17 protein-coding genes and 1 tRNA gene are annotated in these 20,963 nt (G+C 70.5%); 6 read left to right on the forward strand and 12 right to left on the reverse strand.

Features of this window, described 5'->3' with window-relative positions:
* A partial coding sequence (locus IEY82_RS39350) for an ABC transporter substrate-binding protein (RefSeq protein ID WP_229697671.1) occupies positions 1-358 on the reverse strand: 358 nt, incomplete at its 3' end.
* A 188-nt stretch (positions 359-546) separates the two neighbouring features.
* Between IEY82_RS39350 and IEY82_RS24665 the strand changes: the two genes are divergently transcribed.
* Positions 547-1,398: a putative periplasmic lipoprotein gene (locus tag IEY82_RS24665; protein ID WP_189126582.1), complete on the forward strand. Its 852-nt coding sequence runs from the start codon at positions 547-549 to the stop codon at positions 1,396-1,398.
* Between the two features lie 3 nt (positions 1,399-1,401).
* Here IEY82_RS24665 and IEY82_RS24670 read toward each other — a convergent pair whose 3' ends face one another.
* The gene (locus tag IEY82_RS24670) at positions 1,402-2,697 is read right to left on the reverse strand and encodes an ABC transporter substrate-binding protein (RefSeq protein WP_189126583.1); all 1,296 of its coding nucleotides are present in this window, start codon (positions 2,695-2,697) and stop codon (positions 1,402-1,404) included.
* A 188-nt stretch (positions 2,698-2,885) separates the two neighbouring features.
* Positions 2,886-3,470 carry an ANTAR domain-containing response regulator gene (locus IEY82_RS24675; protein WP_225263720.1) on the reverse strand — a complete coding sequence of 195 codons (585 nt, stop codon included), beginning with the start codon at positions 3,468-3,470 and terminating at the stop codon, positions 2,886-2,888.
* Positions 3,471-3,582: 112 nt separating this feature from the next.
* Between IEY82_RS24675 and IEY82_RS24680 the strand changes: the two genes are divergently transcribed.
* The 4 genes from IEY82_RS24680 to dapD all read left to right on the forward strand — a co-directional run bounded on the left by IEY82_RS24680 (position 3,583) and on the right by dapD (position 6,042).
* Positions 3,583-3,665 (forward strand) — tRNA-Leu (locus tag IEY82_RS24680).
* A 47-nt stretch (positions 3,666-3,712) separates the two neighbouring features.
* Complete coding sequence (locus tag IEY82_RS24685) at positions 3,713-4,477, forward strand: helix-turn-helix domain-containing protein (protein WP_189126584.1); 765 nt, start codon at positions 3,713-3,715, stop codon at positions 4,475-4,477.
* A 154-nt stretch (positions 4,478-4,631) separates the two neighbouring features.
* On the forward strand, positions 4,632-5,039 hold the full coding sequence (locus IEY82_RS24690) for a pyridoxamine 5'-phosphate oxidase family protein (RefSeq protein WP_225263718.1): 408 nt from the start codon (positions 4,632-4,634) through the stop codon (positions 5,037-5,039).
* Positions 5,040-5,076: 37 nt separating this feature from the next.
* The gene (gene dapD, locus IEY82_RS24695) at positions 5,077-6,042 is read left to right on the forward strand and encodes a 2,3,4,5-tetrahydropyridine-2,6-dicarboxylate N-succinyltransferase (protein WP_189126586.1); all 966 of its coding nucleotides are present in this window, start codon (positions 5,077-5,079) and stop codon (positions 6,040-6,042) included.
* Between the two features lie 85 nt (positions 6,043-6,127).
* On the opposite strand, the gene pyk is transcribed toward dapD, so the two are convergent.
* The 5 genes from pyk to gltB all read right to left on the reverse strand — a co-directional run bounded on the left by pyk (position 6,128) and on the right by gltB (position 15,949).
* Positions 6,128-7,558, reverse strand: coding sequence for a pyruvate kinase (gene pyk / locus IEY82_RS24700; protein WP_189126587.1), 1,431 nt, complete (start codon positions 7,556-7,558; stop codon positions 6,128-6,130).
* Between the two features lie 35 nt (positions 7,559-7,593).
* Positions 7,594-7,944 carry a DUF2784 domain-containing protein gene (locus IEY82_RS24705; RefSeq protein WP_189126588.1) on the reverse strand — a complete coding sequence of 117 codons (351 nt, stop codon included), beginning with the start codon at positions 7,942-7,944 and terminating at the stop codon, positions 7,594-7,596.
* Complete coding sequence (locus IEY82_RS24710; protein ID WP_189126589.1) at positions 7,941-9,623, reverse strand: S8 family peptidase; 1,683 nt, start codon at positions 9,621-9,623, stop codon at positions 7,941-7,943. The genes IEY82_RS24705 and IEY82_RS24710 overlap by 4 nt, the downstream gene beginning before the upstream one ends.
* 257 nt (positions 9,624-9,880) lie before the next feature.
* Positions 9,881-11,359, reverse strand: a complete 1,479-nt coding sequence (locus tag IEY82_RS24715) for a glutamate synthase subunit beta (protein ID WP_189126590.1) — start codon at positions 11,357-11,359, stop codon at positions 9,881-9,883.
* A gap of 81 nt (positions 11,360-11,440) precedes the next feature.
* Entirely contained in the window at positions 11,441-15,949 is a 4,509-nt protein-coding gene (gene gltB, locus IEY82_RS24720) for a glutamate synthase large subunit (protein ID WP_189126591.1), read from the reverse strand.
* 225 nt (positions 15,950-16,174) lie between these two features.
* On the opposite strand from gltB, the gene IEY82_RS24725 reads away from it, so the two are divergent.
* On the forward strand, positions 16,175-17,704 hold the full coding sequence (locus IEY82_RS24725; protein ID WP_189126592.1) for a bis-aminopropyl spermidine synthase family protein: 1,530 nt from the start codon (positions 16,175-16,177) through the stop codon (positions 17,702-17,704).
* Positions 17,705-17,714: 10 nt separating this feature from the next.
* Here the strand turns inward: IEY82_RS24725 and IEY82_RS24730 are convergent, their stop codons facing one another.
* The 4 genes from IEY82_RS24730 to lgt are packed head-to-tail and all read right to left on the reverse strand — an operon-like array spanning position 17,715 to position 20,951.
* Positions 17,715-18,314 (reverse strand): hypothetical protein, encoded by a 600-nt coding sequence (locus IEY82_RS24730; RefSeq protein WP_189126593.1) that lies wholly within the window; start codon positions 18,312-18,314, stop codon positions 17,715-17,717.
* Positions 18,311-19,153 carry a hypothetical protein gene (locus tag IEY82_RS24735; protein ID WP_189126594.1) on the reverse strand — a complete coding sequence of 281 codons (843 nt, stop codon included), beginning with the start codon at positions 19,151-19,153 and terminating at the stop codon, positions 18,311-18,313. Before IEY82_RS24735 ends, IEY82_RS24730 begins: the two co-directional genes overlap by 4 nt.
* Entirely contained in the window at positions 19,150-19,854 is a 705-nt protein-coding gene (locus tag IEY82_RS24740) for a VIT1/CCC1 transporter family protein (protein WP_189126595.1), read from the reverse strand. Before IEY82_RS24740 ends, IEY82_RS24735 begins: the two co-directional genes overlap by 4 nt.
* Complete coding sequence (gene lgt / locus IEY82_RS24745) at positions 19,851-20,951, reverse strand: prolipoprotein diacylglyceryl transferase (RefSeq protein WP_189126596.1); 1,101 nt, start codon at positions 20,949-20,951, stop codon at positions 19,851-19,853. The genes IEY82_RS24740 and lgt overlap by 4 nt, the downstream gene beginning before the upstream one ends.
* Positions 20,952-20,963: the final 12 nt, after the last annotated feature.

Consider the following 20,963-nt stretch of genomic DNA (forward strand, 5'->3'; position numbering starts at 1 on the left):
TCTGGGCCAGCAGCTTGTCCACGGACTGCGACGCGATGTTCGTCGTCGTGTCACCCGAGTCGGTGTGAATGTTGACGACCGGCTTGCCGAGCACGCCACCGGCCTCGTTGATCTCCTTGACCGCCACGTCCACACCGGCGATCTCGGGCGGGCCGAGGAAGGCCAGCGAACCGGTCTGAGGAAGCAGTGTGCCGAGGGTCAGCGTGCCGTCACCCTTGGCCGCGGGAGCCGCCGATGATGGCGCCGCCGAATCGGATGGTTGGGTGGCGGTGTCACTGCCACCACCGCAAGCTGTCAGAGCGAGGCTGGTGGCAGCCACGACAGCAAGCGCCCGCCCCACGGGAGCAATGCGGATCATGAAGCGTCTCCTTCATCTCCAGGCCGGGATCCGGCGACACCGCCGACGTTCCCGAACGAATGACGGAAACGTACAAAACTGCTGGGTACTCCAACCAGATGCCGGAACGAACTGTCGGCACTTGGATGCGGAGTCGTAATCAGTCCTCAACTTACGAGAGCTGCACATGCGTGCCTAATGTGCCTTGGGTGAAGCGCACCACGGCACTCGTCGCCTCCGCCGTCCTCCTTTCCGGATGCGCGGCGGCCCAGCAACCCGTCCAGCCCTCCACGGATCCCCCCGCAGGCGTCAGCGTCTCACTCGGGCAATGGCGCTCCGACGAGGCCGTCCACAGGCTCCAGGTGGCCGTCCGCAACACCACGGACACGCCCGTCTACTTCTCCGACCTGCAACTCGTCACCCCCGATTTCGCCACGGTCCCGCCCGAGCCCGCCGACGCCACCATCAAGCGCACCCAACGCACCGACCTGCCCATCCCGTTCGGCGCCGCCGCCTGCCCCCCCGACGGCCTGCCCGCCGGCTCACGGCCCGCCACCGTCGTGGCCCGCCTCCGCACCGGCTCCGAACCGCTACGCAAGGTCGTCTTCGCGTTACCAGCCTCCGACCCGCTGCTCAGCAGGCTGCTGCGCGACGAATGCTCGGAACACCTCATCAAGCAGGCCGCGGACATCTCCTTCGGCCCCACCTGGACACGGGACGGCAAGAAGACGCGGGCCACCCTCGTGCTCAGCCGCCGCGGCACCGGCACGGTCACCGTCAACTCGATCGACGGCACCAGCCACTACATCATCGCCCCCGAACGCAAACGGCGCCCCCTCGTCACCCTGGACGCGAACGCCCAGCGGACGGAGACGCCGGTCGTGATCACCCCCGGCCGCTGCGACCCGCACGCGTTCGCCGAGGCCAAGAAGGCGTTCCTGTTCCCCGTACGGGCCACCGTCGACGGAGGCGAGGAACGCGTCATCATCGTGCAGCCGCCCAAGCCGCAGCAGGATCGCCTCATCCACTTCGCGCTGGAGGTGTGCGGCCTGGACGGCTGAGACTCAACCCTCGATGTTGCCGGTGCGGTACTCCAGGGCCTTGGCCGCGTAGGTGTTCTTCTCGGAGTACTCGTAGATGCCGATCGTGGCGACGGCCGGGTCACCGGCCTCGTTGAACTCGACCGGACCGCTCACGCCGTCGTAGTCGATGTCCTTGCCCGCCTTGATCAGCTCGACGCAGGACTTGAAGTCGTTGCACTTCTCGCCGCCCTTGCTGACCTCGGCCAGCTTCGCGGCGATGTCGGTGCCCGCGTCGCTCTTGGCGGCCTCGGCCGCCAGGGCGATCAGGTTGGCGGCGTCGTACGCCTCCGCGGCATAGGTGAAGTCGTTGAGGTCGGCGTCGACTCCCTTGAGCTTCTCGATGAACGCCTCGGGCGCGGCCGCCCCCGGAATCGTGCCCTTGACGCCCGTCAGCGTGCCCTTGGGCATCTTGGTGTACGCCGTGTTGGACATGTTGCCGTCGACCATGTACCACTTGACCTTGTCGGTCGTGAGGCTCTGCTTGACCAGCTCCTGCACCACCTTGGCGGTCTCCTCGAACCCGATCAGCACCACGGCCTTCGGGTTCTTGGCCTTGACCTTGGCCACGTCGGCCGAGAAGTCGGCCGCCTTCGGGTCGTAGTCGACCCGCTCCACGACCTGCGCCCCGGCCTCCTCGGCCGTCTTGGTGACCTGGTCGGCCAGCCCGGTGCCGTAGGAGTCCTGCATCGCCAGGATCGCGATCGTGTCGTTGCCGTCGGCCGCGACGAGGTCGCCCAGCACCCGGCCCTGCAGCTTGTCCGGCGGAGCCGTACGGAAGTAGAGGCCGTCGTCCTCGATCGTGGTGAACTTGTCGGAGGTGTTGGCGGGCGAGAACTGCACCACGCCGGCGCCCGTGATCTTGTCGATCACCGACTCCGACACCGACGACGACGCGGCGCCGATGATGGCGTCGGCCTGCTGCGTCAGCAGCTTGTCCACGGACTGGGCCGCGATGTTCGTCGTCGTGTCACCCGAGTCGCTGTGGATCTTCGTGACCGGCTTGCCGAGCACGCCACCGGCCTCGTTGATCTCCTTGACCGCCAGGTCCACACCGGCGAACTCGGGCGGCCCCAGGAACGCCAGTGAGCCGGTCTGCGGCAACAGCGTGCCGAGCGTCAGCGTGCCGTCACCCTTCGCCGCCGGAGCCGCCGAGGACGGCGCGGCGGCGGACTCGGTCGCGGGCGAGGCCGTGTCGCCACCGCCACCACAGGCGGTCAGAGCCAGGCACGCCGCGGCGGCGGCGGCCAGCACGCGCCCGGACGGAGCAATGCGGATCATCAATGAACTCCCTTATTCCGGCACGGGAACGATCTCCCGCACCGCGTTTTCCAAGCTCAGCATGCCTGGCCGGGAGAACGATTGGGGCTTTTGTCCGACTTTTATGCTGATTCGTAATGTCCCAAACAGGACGACGGAACGCTCCAAACGGTCACCGCACAGCCCGAACGCGGGGCCGCCGCACTCGCTCAGCCGCGCTCGCCGGCGTCGTCGATGACGATCTGGGCCACCTCGCGCATGCTCAGCCGGCGGTCCATCGACGCCTTCTGGATCCACCGGAACGCCTGCGGCTCACTCCAGCCGTGCCCCGTCATCAACAGCCCCTTGGCCCGCTCGACCAGCTTCCTGGTCTCCAGCCGCTCGGACAGGGTGGAGACCTCCTTGGAGAGCGCCACCATCTCCTCGTGCCTGCTGACCGCCATCTCGATCGCCGGCACCAGGTCGGCCTTGGTGAAGGGCTTGACCAGGTAGGCCATCGCCCCCGCGTCCCTGGCCCGCTCGACCAGGTCACGCTGGGAGAACGCGGTGAGGATGAGACACGGCGCGATCCTGTCGGCCACGATCCGCTCGGCGGCGGAGATGCCGTCGAGCACGGGCATCTTGACGTCGAGGATGACCAGGTCGGGCTTGAGCTCGGCGGCCAGCTGGATCGCCCGCTCACCGTCACCGGCCTCGCCCACGACGACGTAACCGTCCTCCTGGAGCATCTCCTTGAGGTCGAGGCGGATCAGGGCCTCGTCTTCCGCGATCACCACTCGTCGCTGCGTACTCACGAGCAGAAGAGTACAGATGTCCGCTAGATTAGAGCCACGTCGGCACCCCTGGCAGCTCCGTTCCCGCTTGGGCCTGCACGACGGATAGATCCGGACAAGTCCGGATAGATCAGCCGGAATGGTGGAATGGCAGACACTGACGTCTCAAAAGCGTCTGCTCGAAAGAGCGTGCGGGTTCGAATCCCGCTTCCGGCACCTGTGATCGAGCCGAAACTGTCGGTGACGATCGGCATGCTCACCCCATGCATCCTCATGAGACCGTAGATCGCGCCCTTCGACTCTCGGCTCAGGGCCTGCCCGATCGCCAGGTCGCCGCGCTGTGCGGCGTCTCCGCGAGCACGGTCCGGCGATGGCGGACCGGCGCCGGGCGCGCCCATGTGACGCCCAATCCCCGGCGCCACAGCTGCCCGCGCTGCCATGGCCGCGACCTCGACGGCGACGCCTACGCCCACCTTCTCGGCCTCTATCTGGGCGACGGACACCTCGTACGCTGCCGCAAGCAGGTGTTCCAGCTCTCCCTGTTCTGCGGGGACACCTGGCCCGGCCTGATCGACGAGGCCGCGGCCGCGATGGCACGGGTGATGCCCACCTCATCCGTGAGCCGCCGGCAGCGCATCGGCTGCACCGAGGTCAAGAGCTACGCCAAGCACTGGCCGTGCCTGTTCCCGCAACACGGGCCAGGCGCCAAACACCGGCGGGCGATCAGGCTCGCCGACTGGCAGCAGGAGATCGTCTCCGCGCACCCGGGGCGGTTCGTCAGGGGGCTGATGCACTCCGACGGCTATCGGGGGATCAACCACATCCGGCGCGTGCTGCCGAGCGGCGAGCGCCGGTACGCGTACCCGCGCTACCTGTTCAAGAACGAGTCGGCCGACATCCTCGCCCTGTGCGGCGAGGCGCTCGACCTGCTCGACGTCGCCTGGCGCTACAACAAGCGCAACGAGATCTCGGTCGCCCGCGGGGAGGCGGTGGAGCGGCTGGACGAGTTCGTCGGGCCGAAATACTGACCTGCGGGCGGGCGGGTGGACATTTTCGGGCAAAGAGATGACAGCGATGTCCGGGTATGCGGCTTATAGCGCAGTATGGCGCGGAGTAGCCGCCGCGAAGATCGGTGATGTACCGAGGAGAGACACTGGGAGGTGGGCCCCGATGCCGTTGAGCGTGGCAGCGCGTGAAGCGTTCCTGGCCGAGTCGCACATCGCGGCGGTGGCCGTCGACGCGGGCTCCGGGCGCGGGCCGCTCAACGTCCCCGTCTGGTACGACTACAGCCCCGGCGGGGAGGTGCGGTTCCTGACCGACGGCGAGTCACTCAAGGCCCGGCTGATCTTCAAGGCGGGCCGGTTCTCGCTGCTGGCGCAGCGGGCCAGCCCCACCTACCGCTACGTCGCGGTCGAAGGTCCCGTCGTGGCGTCGGCGCCCACCACCCTGGACGAGCTCGCTCAGATCGCGGCCCGCTACCTGCCTCCGGACGCGGTGCCCGGCTACGTGGACAGCTCCGACACGAGGGCACTGGTGACGTTCAGAATGCGGCCGGAGCGGTGGCTGTCGGCCGACCTGGGCGCCCTCTGACCGGCGGCGACCCCTCGTTGACGGTATTTTGGGGCCTGTGACTGCTTTCGATCCCACCGTGACCGGCGCGCACGCCGTCGGACTCGCCACCATCGCCACCGACGGCACCGTGCTCGACACCTGGTTTCCCGCGCCCGAGCTGGGCGACCCGCCCGTCGTCGGCACCGAGCGGCTCGACGCCGCCGAGGCCGGTGAGCTGGCCTCGCTGATCGGCTCCGACCCCGCCAGAGGCGTCGAGACGGTGGCGGTGCGCACCGGCATCGCCAAGCTCTCCGAGGCGCCGGTGGACGCGCACGACGCCTATCTCCGGCTGCACCTGCTCTCCGCCCGTCTGGTCCGGCCGCACGGGCTGAACCTGGACGGCGTGTTCGGGCTGCTGGCGAACGTGGTGTGGACCAACCACGGGCCATGCGCGGTGGAGGGGTTCGAGCGGACCCGCCTCAGGTTGCGCGCCGCCAGGGGCGCGGTGACGGTGTACGGGGTGGACAAGTTCCCGAGGATGGTCGACTACGTGATGCCGTCGGGCGTGCGCGTGGCCGACGCCGACCGGGTGCGTCTCGGCGCGCACCTCGCCTCGGGCACGACGGTGATGCACGAGGGGTTCGTGAACTTCAACGCCGGCACCCTCGGCGCCTCCATGGTCGAGGGCCGCATCTCGGCGGGCGTGGTCGTCGGCGACGGCTCCGACGTGGGCGGCGGCGCCTCGATCATGGGCACGCTGTCGGGCGGCGGCAAGCAGGTCATCTCCATCGGCGAGCGCTGCCTGCTGGGGGCCAACGCCGGTGTGGGCATCTCGCTGGGCGACGACTGCGTGGTGGAGGCCGGCCTGTACGTGACGGCCGGCACGAAGGTGACCCTGCCGGACGGCGCCACGGTCAAGGCCGGGGAGCTGTCGGGCGCCGGCGGATGGTTGTTCCGCCGCAACTCCCAGACGGGCGCCGTCGAGGCGGTGCGCCGCGCTGGGATGGGCATCGAGCTGAACGAGGCCCTGCACCAGAACTGACCCTGTCGGGCCCGGCACCTGCCTGGTGCCGGGCCGGTGTGCCGGGCTCACTGGCGGGCTCAGCTGGCGGGCTCAGTTGGCGGGCTCAGTTGGCGTGGGAGACCGCGGAGCCGATGGTGTGGACCCGCAGGGCGTTGGTGGAGCCGGGGGTGCCGGGAGGCGAGCCGGCCACGATGACCACCTTGTCGCCCTTCTCCAGCCGTCCGAGGGACAGCAGCGAGGCCTCGACCTGGCGCACCATGTCGTCGGTGTGGTGGACGAACGGCACCTGGAACGTCTCGACCCCCCACGTCAGGGAGAGCTGGCCGCGTACGTGGGCGGCGGAGGTGAACGCGAGCAGCGGGATCGGCGAGCGGTAGCGGGCGAGGCGGCGGGCGGTCTCGCCGGACATCGTGAACGCCACCAGCGCCTTGGCCCCGACGATGGCGCCGACCTCGGCGGCGGCGCGGGCGATGGCGCCGCCGGTGGTCTCGGGCATGCGTTCGAGGGTGTGGGTGGCGTGCAGCGAGGCCTTCTCGGCGGCGCAGGCGATGCGGTCCATGGTGGCGACGGACTCGATCGGGTAGTTGCCCACGGAGGTCTCGCCGGACAGCATGACGGCGTCGGCGCCGTCCATGACGGCGTAGGCGACGTCGGAGGCCTCGGCCCGGGTGGGCCGGGGGGCGCTCATCATCGAGTCGAGCATCTGGGTGGCGACGATGACCGGGCGGGCCTTCTCGCGGCAGAGCTCGATGATGCGCCGCTGGACGATCGGCACCTGCTCCAGGGGCAGCTCGACGCCGAGGTCGCCGCGGGCGACCATGATGCCGTCGAAGGCCTCGACGATCTCGGGGAGGCGGTCGACGGCCTGCGGCTTCTCGATCTTGGCGAGCAGCGGGAGGCGGACGGCCTCCTGCTCCATGATGTTGCGCACCACGTCGGCGTCGGAGGGGCGGCGGACGAACGACAGGGCGATCATGTCGCAGCCGGTGCGGAGCGCCCAGCGCAGGTCGGCTTCGTCCTTGTCGGTGAGGGCGGGGGCGCTGACGTTGACGCCGGGCAGGTTGAGGCCCTTGTTGTCGGAGATCATGCCGCCGATGACGACGCGGGTGACGACCCGGTCGCCCTCGACGCGGGTGACCTCGAGCACGAGGCGGCCGTCGTCGACCAGGATGGTGTCGCCGGGGCGGACGTCGCCCGGCAGGCCCTTGTAGGTGGTGGAGACCTGCTCGCGGTCGCCGGGGACGTCCTCGGTGGTGATGGCGAAGACGTCGCCGAATCCGAGTCGTACGGGGCCTTCCTCGAACCTGCCGACGCGGATCTTGGGCCCCTGGAGGTCTGCCAGGATGCCTACGCCCCGGCCGAGGTCGGCCGCCACCTCCCTGACCCGGTCGTACACCTCTCTGTGCAGGTCATGGTTGCCATGGCTGAGGTTGAACCGTGCCACGTCCATGCCCGCGGAGATCAGCTCGCGGAGGCGTTCGGGTGATGAGGTGGCAGGGCCCAGGGTGCAGACGATCTTCGCGCGACGAGTCACAAGTCCTACCTTAATTGGTACAGACCACTTGGCAGTCACTGACGCCGCAGAACGTAGCCGACGTAGGAGAACAACACGACAACGGCGACCGCCAGACGGGCGACGTTCGTGTACGCCTCCGGATAGACGACGCCTTCGAGGTAGTGGTCGATGAAGCCGGTGGGCGGCAGCCCTTCCAGCCCGGCCTGGCGGCGGGCCCAGTCCTCGACGTACGTGAGGGGGCAGTCGACGCCGGTGACGATCGAGATCAGCCCCCAGCCGACGACCGCGAGGTGGGTCCAGATCGTACGCCGCCAGCGCCAGGCGATGAACCCGCCGAGTGCCAGGTAGGCGAGGAACGCGAAGTGCACCACCATCGCGGCGTCCGCGATGAGGCGATACATCATGGTTTGACGGTAGCCGCCTGCCAGGCGTCCACGATGCCCCTGCCGTAAAAACCGTTCTTGGACGCGCCGCCTTCACAGGTGTGGGTGTCGACCTCCCCGTAGACCTCGTAGGCGTAGGCCCGGGGCGACGGGCACGCCTTCCGCTTGGCCGTCCGGTAGAGGAGCTTCTCGACGGTGGCGGGGGCGAGGGTGACGCCGCCCGTGCCGGGTTTGCCGAAGCGGCTGATCAGGAGGGCGGCGACGCCGGTCGCGTGCGGAGCGGCCATCGAGGTGCCGTCGAGATACTGGTAGTAGGAGCACGTGCCACCGGAGCAGTCGCGGACGACGTCGGCGGTCTTCGGCTTGCCGGAGCGGTCGATCTTGCCGCTGGCGCGGAGCACGGCCTCCGGTGCGGCGGCCAGGATCGACCGGGTGGGCGAGCCGCCCTTGCCGTCGAGCGAGTCGCCGCCGGGCGCGGCCAGGTCGGCCTGCTCGACGCCGTAGTCGCTGTAGATGGCCTTGCGCCCGGAGGGGCCGACGGAGGTGATGGAGATGACGCCGTTGGTCTCGGCGGGCACGTTGAGGCAGGAGTTGTCGATCTTGCGGATCCGCTCGGAGCCGCGCGGATAGCCGGGACTGTCCTTGTCGACGGCGGGTTTGCCGAGGTCGGTGGCGCCGTTGCCGAGCGCGGAGATGAGCGTCACGCCCTTGCCGCGGGCGTAGTCGACGGCCCGCTGCATACCGGTGATGATGGCCCGCTGTTCGAGGCGTTCCTTCTCGCTGTCGGACTTGTTGCCGGCGCAGTTGAACAGCCAGGGGTCGACGTAGTAGCTCATGTTCACCACGTCGACGCCGATGTCGGCGGCGTAGGCGAGCGCGTCGAGGCTGGGCTTGAGGAAGAAGAAGCCGGAGTCCTGCCCGGCCCGGATGTTGACCAGTTGCACGCCGGGGGCGACGCCGGCGATGCCGATGTTGTTGAGCGGCGAGGCGATCGTGCTGGCCACGTGCGTGCCGTGGCCGTCGTCGTCCTGGTCGACGGGGTCCTTGCAGGTGCTGACCTCGCAGGCGCCGTCGAGGGTGTCGCCGTTCTCGTCCTTCGGCCTGTCGGTGACGAAGTTGCGGCTGAGCTCGCGGTTGAAGTTGGGGGCGATGTCGGGGTGCTTGCCGTCGATGCCGGTGTCGATGACGCCGACGAGCACCTTCCTGTTGCCGGGGACCTTGGTGTTCGCCCGGTCGGCGCCGATCATCTTCATGTCCCACTGGCGGGGGGCGAGCGGTTCGCCGGACGGGTTCGCCCGGGTGATCGACGACTCGTCGGGAAAGGTGCCGGCGACGGGCCGGCCGGCGGCGAAGCCGATGCGCCGGTCCGGCGAGACGCCGACGATGGCCCGGTCGGAGCCGAGGCCGTGCACGAAGGCGTCTCCGTCGCCCTGTGCCATGAGGTAGCCGAGCCTGGTGTCGCCGCCGGTGGTCTCACCGCCGGCGCGCCTGACGGCCGCGACCGCCTCGCTCTGCCGGCCGGCGGCGTAGAAGACGAGATACTGGCCGGCGCGCGAGCCGGTCAGGGGCGCGCTGGGCGAGCTCGTCTCGGGGGTGGTGGGCGGGTCGGCCGTGACCCTGCCGGGGGTGCCGGGGGATCCACAGGCGGCCACTGAGACCGCGGTGGCCACGGCCGCCAGGCAGGAGGCGACTCGCCGCATTCTTCCCCCATTCTTCGCGTATCAGCAGAAAATGCATCTTCCCTGCGCCCATCGGGTGATGCAACCGAGAGGCGGACTTACGTTGCAATTTACGGCACAGCTGACAGTTTCCTGACATCGAGGTAGATCATTAGAGGTGCCGTGAAGAGCGGACAAAGCCCCTTCCAGAGCGCTTTTACCTACGCCGCGTCCGGTGTCGCCGGTACGACGACGAACGCCCGCCCAGAGGAACCCGGGCGGGCGTTCACGACGGCTCGTCAGACGAGCGGTCGCGCGGTCGGCGGGATCGGGTACGGCAGCGCCGTCTCGCCGGTCAGGTAGCGGTCGACGCCGGAGGCGGCGGCGCGGCCCTCGGCGATGGCCCAGACGATCAGCGACTGGCCGCGGCCCATGTCGCCGGCCGTGAAGACCCCCTCGACCTTGGACATGTACGTCTTGTCGCGCGCGACGTTGCCCCGGGCGTCGTAGAAGCCGTCGCCGGCCGCCTCTGCCAGGTCCTCCAGCAGGGGGCCCTTCTCCGGGCCGAGGAAGCCCATGGAGAGCGTCACCAGCTCCGCGGGGATCTCCCGCTCGGTGCCGGGAACCGGCTTGAAGCCGTTCTGCGGGCCCTCGACGTCGACCAGCCGCAGCGAGCGGACGTTGCCGGACTCGTCGCCGACGAACTCCACGGTCGAGACCGCGTAGACCCGCCGGCCGCCGGCGTCCTCCAGCTCCTCGTGCGCGCTCTCCGTCTTGAACAGGATGGGGAACGTCGGCCACGGCTGGCTGCCGGGCCGGGAGGCGGGCGGCTGGGGCATGATCTCCAGCTGGGTGACCGACGCGGCGCCCTGCCGGATGGCCGTGCCGATGCAGTCGGCGCCGGTGTCCCCGCCGCCGATCACGACCACGTGCTTGCCCTTGGCCGAGATCGGCGACTCGCGCAGGTCGCCCTCCTGCACCTTGTTCGACAGCGGGAGGTACTCCATCGCCTGGTGGATGCCGCCCAGCTCGCGTCCGGGCACCGGCAGGTCGCGCCACCGGGTGGCGCCACCGGCCAGCACCACGGCGTCGAACCGCTCGCGCAACTCGGCGGCCGTGACGTCGACGCCGGCGTTGACCCCGGTGCGGAACTCGGTGCCCTCGGCCCGCATCTGGGCGAGCCGGCGGTCGATGTGCCGCTTCTCCATCTTGAACTCGGGGATGCCGTAGCGCAGCAGGCCGCCGATCCGGTCGGCGCGCTCGAACACCACCACGTCGTGACCGGCCCTGGTGAGCTGCTGCGCCGCGGCGAGCCCGGCGGGCCCGGAGCCGACGACCGCGACCCGCTTGCCGGTCTTGCGGGAGGGCGGCTGCGGCCCGACCCAGCCTTCGGCGAACGCGCGGTCGATGATCTCCACCTCGACCCGCTTGATCGCCACCGGGTCGGAGTTGATGCCCAGCACGCACGCCGCCTCGCATGGAGCCGGGCACAGCCTGCCGGTGAACTCGGGGAAGTTGTTCGTGGCGTGCAGCCGCTCGATCGCCTCGCGCCAGTCGGTGCGGTAGACGAGGTCGTTCCACTCGGGGATGAGGTTGCCCAGCGGGCAGCCGTTGTGGCAGAACGGGATGCCGCAGTCCATGCAGCGGGCCGCCTGCCTGGTCAGCTTGTCCGGCGAGAAGTCCTGGTAGACCTCGCGCCAGTCGCCGATGCGGACGTCAACGGGGCGGCGTGCGGGCAGCTCCCGGTCGTGCGTGAGAAAACCCTTGGGGTCAGCCATCGGATACGCCTCCCTTGTCGCTGAAGATGCCTGTCGCCGCCGAGGCGGGCCGCCCGTCCAGGCGCGGCCGGTCGCGGCGGGTCATGACTGGACCGCGGCCGCCATGACGGCCTCGTCGATGTCGCGGCCTTCGAGGCGGGCCGCCTCGGCCGCCCGCAGCACGCGCTGGTAGTCGGTCGGCATGATCTTGCCGAACCGGCCGAGCGCGGCGTGCCAGTCGGCCAGGAGCTCCTTGGCCACCGGCGAGCCGGTCTCGGCGAAGTGCTTCTCGACCGTCTCGCGCAGGAACTCGCCGTCCTCCTCGGTGAGCTCCTCGATGGCGACCATCTCGCGGTTGACGCGTTCGGGCCTGAGGTCGAGCAGGTAGGCGATGCCACCGGACATGCCCGCCGCGAAGTTGCGGCCGGTCGGGCCGAGCACGACGGTCTTGCCGCCGGTCATGTACTCGCAGCCGTGGTCGCCGACGCCCTCGACGACGGCCGTGGCGCCGGAGTTCCGCACACAGAACCGCTCACCGACGACACCGCGGATGAACGCCTCTCCGGACGTCGCGCCGTAGAGGGCGACGTTGCCGGCGATGATCTGGCCGTCCAGCGGGGCCTCCTCGTGCGGGCGGAGCGTGATGCGCCCGCCCGACAGGCCCTTGCCCAGGTAGTCGTTCGCGTCGCCGGTGAGCCGCAGCGTGATGCCGCGCGGCATGAACGCCCCGAACGAGTTGCCGGCCGAGCCGGTGAACCCGATGTCGATCGTGTTGTCCGGCAGGCCGGCGCCGCCGTGGCGCTTGGTGACCTGGTGGCCGAGCATGGTGCCGACCGTGCGGTTCACGTTGCGGATGGGCAGCTCCAGCGTGACCGGCGTGCCCTGGTTGAGGGCGCCCTCGGCCAGCTGGATCAGCGTGTTGTCGAGCGCGTGCCGCAGGCCGTGGTCCTGCTCGGCGGTGCGGCGCAGCGGCGTGCCCGCCGGCAGGTCCGGCTGGTGCAGGATCGGCGACAGGTCGAGACCGCCGGCCTTCCAGTGGTGCTCGGCGGCCGACACGTCGAGCAGCTCGACGTGCCCGATCGCCTCGTCGAGCGAGCGGAAGCCCAGCTCGGCCAGGTATTCGCGGATCTCCTCGGCGATGAACTCGAAGAAGTTGACCACGAACTCGGGCTTGCCGGTGAACCGCTTGCGCAGCTCGGGGTTCTGCGTGGCGACGCCCACCGGGCAGGTGTCGAGGTGGCAGACGCGCATCATCACGCAGCCGGACACGACCAGCGGGGCGGTGGCGAAGCCGTACTCCTCGGCGCCGAGCAGCGCCGCGATGACCACGTCGCGACCGGTCTTGAGCTGGCCGTCGACCTGCACCACGATGCGGTCGCGCAGCCCGTTGAGCAGCAGCGTCTGCTGCGTCTCGGCCAGGCCGAGCTCCCACGGCGCGCCCGCGTGCTTGAGCGAGGTGAGCGGCGAGGCGCCGGTGCCGCCGTCGTGCCCGGAGATGAGCACCACGTCGGCGTGCGCCTTGGACACGCCCGCCGCGACCGTGCCGACGCCGACCTCGGCCACGAGCTTGACGTGCACGCGCGCGTCGGGGTTGGCGTTCTTCAGGTCGTGGATGAGCTGGGCCAGGTCCTCGATCGAGTAGATGTCGTGGTGCGGCGGCGGCGAGATGAGGCCGACGCCGGGCGTGGAGTGCCGGGTCTTGGCGATCCACGGGTAGACCTTGTGGCCGGGCAGCTGGCCGCCCTCACCGGGCTTGGCGCCCTGGGCCATCTTGATCTGCAGGTCGGCGGCGTTGACCAGGTATTCGCTGGTGACGCCGAAGCGTCCGGAGGCCACCTGCTTGATGGCGCTGCGCCGGTTCTCGTCGTAGAGGCGCTCGGGGTCCTCGCCGCCCTCGCCGGTGTTGGACTTGCCGCCGAGCCGGTTCATCGCGATGGCGAGCGTCTCGTGCGCCTCCATCGAGATCGAGCCGTACGACATCGCGCCGGTGGAGAACCGCTTGACGATCTCGGAGACCGGCTCGACCTCCTCGATCGGGACCGGCGTCCTGCCCTGCTTGAACCTGAACAGCCCGCGCAGCGTCATGAGCCGCTCGGCCTGGGAGTCCACCTGCTCGGTGTACTCCTTGAAGATCTCGTAGCGGCGGGTCCTGGTGGCGTGCTGCAGCTTGAAGACGGTCTCGGGGTTGAACAGGTGCGGCTCGCCCTCGCGCCGCCACTGGTACTCGCCGCCGACCTGGAGCTTGCGGTGCGCGTTGGCCGCCCGCGGGTAGGCGTGGCGGTGCCGTTCGGCGCTCTCGCGGGCCAGGACGTCGAAGCCGACGCCGCCGAGCCGCGAGGTGGTGCCGGTGAAGCAGGAGTCGATGACCTCCTGGCTCAGGCCGAGCGCCTCGAAGATCTGCGCGCCGGTGTAGGAGGCGACGGTCGAGACGCCCATCTTCGACATGACCTTGATCACGCCCTTGCCGTACGCCTTGATCAGGTTGCGCACGGCCTTGCGCTTGTCGACCTGCAGGGCGCCGGTGTCGACCAGGTCCTCGACGGTCTCGATCGCGAGGTAGGGGTTGACCGCGCCCGCGCCGTAGCCGATGAGCAGCGCCATGTGGTGGCACTCGCGCGCCTCGCCGGTCTCGATGACGAGTCCGATCTTGGTGCGGGTCTTCTCCTGGATCAGGTGGTGGTGTACGGCGCCGGTGAGCAGCAGCGACGGGATGGGCGCGAGCGCTGCGGAGGAGCCGCGGTCGGACAGCACGATGATCCGCGCGCCGTCGGCGATCGCCTGGGACACCTCGGCGCGGATCTCCTCCAGGCGGTGCAGCATCGCCTCGCCGCCGCCCGACACCTGGTAGAGGCCGGAGACCACGTGCGGGTGGAATCCGGGCAGGTCGTGCTCGTCGTTGATGTGGATGATCTTCGCGAGCTCGTCGTTGTCGATCACCGGGTACGGCAGGACGAGCTGGCGGCAGGACGTGGGCCCCGGGTCGAGCAGGTTGCCCTCGGGCCCGAGCACGCTGGCCAGCGAGGTCACCAGCTCCTCGCGGATGGCGTCCAGGGGCGGGTTCGTGACCTGCGCGAACAGCTGCGTGAAGTAGTCGAACAGCAGCCTCGGCTTCTCGCTCAGCACGGCGACGGGCGTGTCGGTGCCCATCGAGCCGATCGGCTCGATGCCGGTCCTGGCCATCGGCGACAGGATGACGCGCAGCTCCTCCTCGGTGTAGCCGAAGGTCTGCTGGCGCCTGATGAGGGCCTCGTGCGTGGGGATCTCCCGCTGCCGCGCGGGCAGCTCCTCGAAGCGCACCAGCCCGGCGTGCAGCCAGTCCTCGTACGGCTGGGAGGCGGCGAGATCGGCCTTGATCTCGTCGTCCTCGATGATCTTGCCGCGGGCGGTGTCGATGAGGAACATCCGGCCGGGCTGCAGGCGGCCCTTGCGGACCACCTCGCCGGGCGCGAAGTCGAGCACGCCGGCCTCGGAGGCCAGCACGACCAGGCCGTCGGCCGTCACCCAGAAGCGGCCGGGGCGCAGGCCGTTGCGGTCGAGCACGGCTCCGGCCAGGGTGCCGTCGGTGAACGTGATGGAGGCGGGGCCGTCCCAGGCCTCCATCATCGAGGAGTGGAACTCGTAGAAGGCCCGCCGGGCGGGATCCATCTCGGTGTGGTTCTCCCACGCCTCGGGGATCATCATGAGCACGGCGTGCGGCAGGCTCCGGCCGCCGATGTGGAGCAGCTCCAGGACCTCGTCGAAGGAGGCGGTGTCGCTCGCGTCCGGGTCACAGATGGGGAAAAGTCGCGACAAATCGCCCGGGATGTGCGCCGACGACAGCATCGCCTCGCGAGCCCGCATCCAGTTGCGGTTGCCCTTGACCGTGTTGATCTCGCCGTTGTGCGCGATGTACCGGTAGGGGTGGGCCAGCGGCCAGCTCGGGAACGTGTTGGTCGAGAAGCGCGAGTGGACCAGCGCGATCGCGGTCTTGTAGCGCTCGTCGGACAGGTCGGGGAAGAACGGCTCGACCTGCTCGGGCGTGAGCATCCCCTTGTAGACGATGGTCCGCGAGCTCAGCGAGGGGAAGTAGACGTCCACCTCGTGCTCGGCCCGCTTGCGCAGGCAGAACGCCAGCCGGTCGAGCTCCAGCCCCGACTCGTCGCCGGGGCCGGCCACGAACAGCTGCATGAAGTGCGGCATCACGGCCCGCGCGCTGGGGCCGGGCAGGGCGCGGTCGACCGGCACCTCGCGCCAGCCCAGCACCCGCAGCCCCTCTTCGGCGGCGATCTCCTCGATCATCTCGACGCCGATGCGGCGCGCCTCGTCGTCGATCGGCAGGAAGGCCATGCCCGCGGCATAGCGTCCGGCCTCCGGCAGCGGGAAGTCCACGCTCGTGCGCAACAGCGTGTCGGGGATCTGGGTGAGGATCCCCGCTCCGTCTCCGGTGTCCGGCTCGCTACCCTTGGCCCCCCGATGATCAAGGTTGAGCAGCGCCGTCAGGGCCTTCGCCACGATCCCGTGCCCCCGGCGGCCCGCAACGTCGGCGACCATGGCCACACCGCAGGCGTCATGCTCGTTGGCGGGGTGGTAGAGGCCCTGAGGCTCGGGGAACCCGAGGTGGGCAGCAGGCATTGAATCCCTCCCGTCGTCTTCGTCTGTCTTGAACTGCTCTACAGGCGGGGACGACGTTGGCCCTGCTGCGCGTTGTGGGTAGAGGTTACATCACCCTGCCGGAATGGTGCCCACCACGTCCACATTGCGAACCTTGCCGCCATCCCGACATTCGGCACCATATGTCCCAAACGCCGAGATACATGGCCGGAATTCCCCGAACCTCCTCCCGATAGGGTTGGCCCCATGGATCGTGAGGGCGTCGAACACCTGCTCGGCGAGGCCGGGGCGGACAGCAGGCGGCTCAGGCACGCGCTGACGCTCCTCTGCGACGGCCAGTGGTGGGCCCTGGCCGACCTGGTGCGCGAGACGGCGACGTCGAGGCGGACGATCGAGGAGCTGCTGCGCGAGGTGGAGCTGGAGCGCTCCGGCGACCGGTTCCGGGTGCCGCTCCCCCACACTCCCGGCTACCAGCACCTGCTGGCCATGGCGCCGCCTCCCGAGGACCCGGTGGCCCACCTGGTCCCCCACTACCGCCACGTGCTGGAACGCCTCGAGGACCTGGTCGCCAAGGCCCCGCGCGGCCGCCACGTCCTCGACCACGTCGCGGCGACGCCCGAGACGGTGCTGCGCCGGGCCCTGCTGCTCGGCGCCCGGTTCTGGCTGCCGGGCTCGCGGCTGCTGTGCGTCGGCGACCACGACCTGACCTCTCTGGCCGTCAAGCTGGTCCACCCCGAGACCGACGTCACGGTGGTCGACATCGACGAGCGCATCCTGGCCTACCTCGACGAGCAGGATCTGGGCGTCCGCACCCGCTGGGCCGACCTGCGGCTGGGCCTGCCTCCGTCCGCGACCGGCCACGACCTGGCCATCACCGACCCGCCGTACACACCGGAGGGGGTGGGGCTGTTCGTGGCCCGCGCGCTCGAAGGCCTCAAGCCGGGTGGGCGCGTCGCGCTGGCCTACGGCGCCAGCGAGCGCACACCCGCGCTGGCACTGAAGGTGCAGAGCTCGCTCGCGGACCTCAACCTGGTCTCTGAGGCCATCTATCCCGACTTCAACCGCTATTTCGGGGCCGAGGCGATCGGCTCCGCCGCCGACCTCTATCTCCTGTGCCCCACCGGCAAGACCCGGCCCGCCGTCACGGCCCGCCTCGACCGTCTCTCCACCGCCATCTACACCCAGGGGCCCCAGTCGGTCGAGTCGGCCCCGGCCGCCCTGCCCTCGGCGGCCGGCGACGCCGAGTTGCTGGTCGGCGACTGGCCCAAGGAGCTGACCCAGCCGCGGACGAGGCTCTCGACCTGGCTGGCCAAGCCGCACGCGACCGCGCCGGCCAGCGTGGCCGTCGCCGTCCCTCCCGGCCTGGAGGCCGCCCTTCCGCGCCTCCTGCTCGCCACCCGCGCCGCTCACGTGCGCGTGCTGGTGACGGACCCGCCGCCGCTGCCCGACGTGCTGTCCGCCGTCTACACGTGCGCGCCCGCCGACGGCGGCCTCGACGCCGTACGCCGCCCGCAGCCCACCGGCGACGCCGACCTGGTGCTGCGCCGCATCCTCGACAACGGCCACGGCAAGCTGGCCAACACCTGGCGCGAGGGCCTCATCGCGGTGGCCCGCGCCCAGGGAGGGTCGCTCACCAAGAACGAAGCCCGCGCGCTGATCGGCCAGGTGGCCCCCTGGTGCGAGGCGCTCACCCCGCTGGAGGCGCCGCTGCACCGCCTGGCCGGCCTGCGCGCGCAGGTCGCCACCACGGTGGCCGCGCTGTCGGGCACGACCTGACGCACGCGCGTCAGCCCGCGGCCAGCACCCGTGACTGCACCACGTGGCCCAGGCGGTCGAGGGCGATGAGGTTGGCGACCAGCTCGGTCGCGGCCCGCGGCCCGGCCGCGCCGGCCCAGCTGACCGTGACGTAGTGGCCCAGCGCGCGCACCGCCGCCCGGCTGTGGCGCGGGTCGAAGGAGACGGCCTGCTGGACGAAGCCGTCCTTGGCGAGCCCGGCCACCAGGGCGTCCGCCGAACGCCCGTCGGGCAGGTTGAAGATGACGAACTGCCCGGCTCCCGAAGGGCCGGTGTAGGTGGCCCGCAACGCCTGCGTGCAGCCGGCGGCGTCGGCTCCCCACAGGAGTTCGCCGCAGTCGTCGAACTCCTCGGCCGAGACCCGGCTGAGCGGCCCCAGTGTCCGGTTGGCGGGCGTGAAGACCTCGTCCAGGGTCAGCGGCCTGGTGTCGGCCTGGCGTGAGTCGATGACCGCGTAGAGGGCCGAGGTGGGTTCGGCTCGGAAGACCGCCGGCCGGGGGCGGTCGCGGCCCAGGAGCAGCCAGGCGCCCGCGGCCAGCACCGCGAGCACGGTGGTGGCGGCGAGCGGGATGACGAGGCGGCGGCGCGTCACGACCCCGGCCCCGTGATCGCGACGACCCGCCGGTAGACCGCCTTCTCCGCGCCCCGCAGGGTCAGCGCGAGCGACACGAAGTCGTCCCTGGCCGTGGGCTCCGCGCCGTCGGCCCGGCCGATCCAGACCAGCCCGACGTAGTGGCCCAGCGCGTAGCCGCCGCCCTCGGTGTGGGCGCCCTGTGGGAAGGACGCCTGGTCACTGGCGAGCAGGCGGGTCCAGCCGCCCCGGTAGCCGGTCTTCAGCGCCTCGACGAGCGCGTTGGCGGCCTGGCCGTCGCGCAGGTTGAGCAGGGTGTACTGGGCGACGTAGCGGCCATCGGAGCTGGTGTAGACGCCGCGCGCCGCCTGGCTGCACTCGGCCTCGGCCACCGCGTCGAGCAACTGCCGGCCCCAGAGGGCGGCGGTGCAGTCGGTGTCGAGCTTGTGCGCGACGAGCTTGAGCGTGAGCTTCTTCTCGCCGTTGAGCGTTCTGTGCCCGAACACCTCCTTCTGGGTGAGCGCCTTGCCGTCCTTGGCCCGGTCGGTGACCGGCTGGAACAGCTTGGGCGACGGCCAGCCGTGGTAGACCTCGGGGATCACCACGTCGGTGCCGAACATGGCCGCGCTGGCCCGCCGCTCGGGCGCGTAGTCGCCGAGCGTGACGACGAACGCCACGAACCCGGACGCCAGGGCGAGCACGCCCACGACGGAGGTGATGACGACCAGGAGTTTCTGCCGCTCGGGCGGCACTCCCCAGTCGGTGAGCAGCGGCAGCTGCCAGTCGGAACGCGGGGTGCGGCGCCGCTTGCGCGTGGCCGGTCTGGGGCCGGTGCGCGGAGCCTGTCTCGGCCCGCTCACAGCCCCGACGCCCCGATCAGGCTGCCGAGCCCGTAGGTGAGCGCGGCCGCGAGCGCGCCGACGACGAGCTGGCGCAGGCCGGAGTACCACCAGGAGCGCGCCGTCACCGCCGACACCAGCGCCCCCGCGCCGAACAGGGCCAAGCAGGAGACGATCGCCGACAGCCACAGGCTCGTGACGCCGAACAGGTAGGGCAGCAGCGGCAGCACCGCGCCGACGGAGAACGACAGGAACGACGAGAGGGCGGCCAGCCGTGGCGATGGCAGGTCGTGCGGGTCGATGCCCAGCTCGTTGCGGGTGTGGACCTGCAGGGCCTGCTCCGGGTCGCGCGAGATCTGGTCGGCCACCTGCCCGGCGAGCTCCGGCTGGACGCCCTTGTCGACGAAGTCCTGGGCCAGCTCGTCCCGCTCGTCCTCGGGGTTGCCTTCGAGCTCGCGCCGCTCGACGGCGATCTCGGCCAGGGCGAGCTCACGCTGGCTGGCCACCGAGACGAACTCGCCGCCGGCCATCGAGAAGGCGCCCGCCGCCAGCCCGGCGACACCCGCCAGAGCGATGATCTTGGTGTTGGCGGTGCCGCCCGCGACGCCGGCGATGAGCGCGAAGTTGGACACCAGGCCGTCCATCGCCCCGAACACCGACGGCCGCAGCCAGCCGCCGGTCACGTCGCGGTGCTGGTGGTGCCTCTCCGCGCGCTGACTCATCGCGCGTTCTTCTCCTCCGGCACGGCCTGTCGCACACTCGCACCGGTCTCCCCGGAACCATCGGTGTCGACGGGAACGACGGACGCCTTGGTGTCTCCGGAACCATCGGACGAAGAGTCACCGGCCGCATCAGCCTGATCCGCCTGACCGGCCCTGTCAGCCTGGTCAGCCTGGTCCCCCTGATCATCCTGGTGGGCCTGATCCACGTCGTCGGCCTGATCCGCCTGGTGGGCGGGATCGGCCTGGTGGTCTGAGCCGTCGCCGCCCGGCGTGACGACGATCTCCTCGGTGTCCTTGCGGCGGGTGACCCAGATGTAGACCAGCGCGCCGACGAACAGCACGATCGAGGTCCACTGGTTGATCCGCAACCCCAGGAAGTGCACCGCGTGGTCGACTCCGCCCACCGGGTCGATCCGCAGCCCCTCGATCCAGAACCGGCCGAAGGTGTAGCCGGCGACGTAGACGGCGAACAGCCGCCCATGGTGCAGCGCGAACCGCCTGCCCACGAAGATCAGCGCGAAGCCGAGCGCCAGGTTCCAGATCGACTCGTACAGGAAGGTCGGGTGGTAGAGCACGCCGGGCTCGCCGCCGTGGTCGGGGTCGATCTCCAGGCCCCACGGCAGCGTGGTCGGCGAACCGTACAGCTCCTGGTTGAACCAGTTGCCCCAGCGCCCGATCGCCTGGGCGAACGCGATGCCCGGCGCGACGGTGTCGGCCACGGCGCCGAGGGACAGCCCGCGGCGGCGGCAGGCCAGCCACACGCCCACGCCGCCGAGCGCGATCGCGCCCCAGATGCCCAGCCCGCCCTCCCAGATGAACAGCGCCTGGTAGGGCTCCTTGATCGCGCGCGGGCCGAAGTAGGTCTGCCAGTCGGTGATGACGTGGTAGAGGCGGCCGCCGATGAGGCCGAAGATCACCGCGGGCACGGCGATGTCGATGATCGTGCCCGCCTGGCCGCCGCGGGCACGCCAGCGGCGCTCGCTCAGCCAGACGGCGACGACGACTCCGAGGACGATGCACAGGGCATAGGCCCGGATCGGAACGAATCCGAGATACCAGACCCCCTCGGAAGGGCTGGGAATCGAGGCAAGGGGCATGTCAGGTGAGGG

Origin of the sequence: Nonomuraea cavernae, from assembly GCF_014646355.1 — a bacterium.
GTDB lineage: Bacteria > Actinomycetota > Actinomycetes > Streptosporangiales > Streptosporangiaceae > Nonomuraea > Nonomuraea cavernae.

What these genes read in the sequence shown, in the direction of transcription:
- IEY82_RS24670 (WP_189126583.1), bottom strand. Translation starts at nt 2,697, where the DNA reads ATGATCCGCATTGCTCCGTCCGGGCGCGTGCTGGCCGCCGCCGCCGCG.
- IEY82_RS24685 (WP_189126584.1), top strand. Translation starts at nt 3,713, where the DNA reads ATGCATCCTCATGAGACCGTAGATCGCGCCCTTCGACTCTCGGCTCAG.
- IEY82_RS24705 (WP_189126588.1), bottom strand. Translation starts at nt 7,944, where the DNA reads ATGATGTATCGCCTCATCGCGGACGCCGCGATGGTGGTGCACTTCGCG.
- IEY82_RS24710 (WP_189126589.1), bottom strand. Translation starts at nt 9,623, where the DNA reads ATGCGGCGAGTCGCCTCCTGCCTGGCGGCCGTGGCCACCGCGGTCTCA.
- IEY82_RS24715 (WP_189126590.1), bottom strand. Translation starts at nt 11,359, where the DNA reads ATGGCTGACCCCAAGGGTTTTCTCACGCACGACCGGGAGCTGCCCGCA.
- gltB (WP_189126591.1), bottom strand. Translation starts at nt 15,949, where the DNA reads ATGCCTGCTGCCCACCTCGGGTTCCCCGAGCCTCAGGGCCTCTACCAC.
- IEY82_RS24725 (WP_189126592.1), top strand. Translation starts at nt 16,175, where the DNA reads ATGGATCGTGAGGGCGTCGAACACCTGCTCGGCGAGGCCGGGGCGGAC.
- IEY82_RS24740 (WP_189126595.1), bottom strand. Translation starts at nt 19,854, where the DNA reads ATGAGTCAGCGCGCGGAGAGGCACCACCAGCACCGCGACGTGACCGGC.
- lgt (WP_189126596.1), bottom strand. Translation starts at nt 20,951, where the DNA reads ATGCCCCTTGCCTCGATTCCCAGCCCTTCCGAGGGGGTCTGGTATCTC.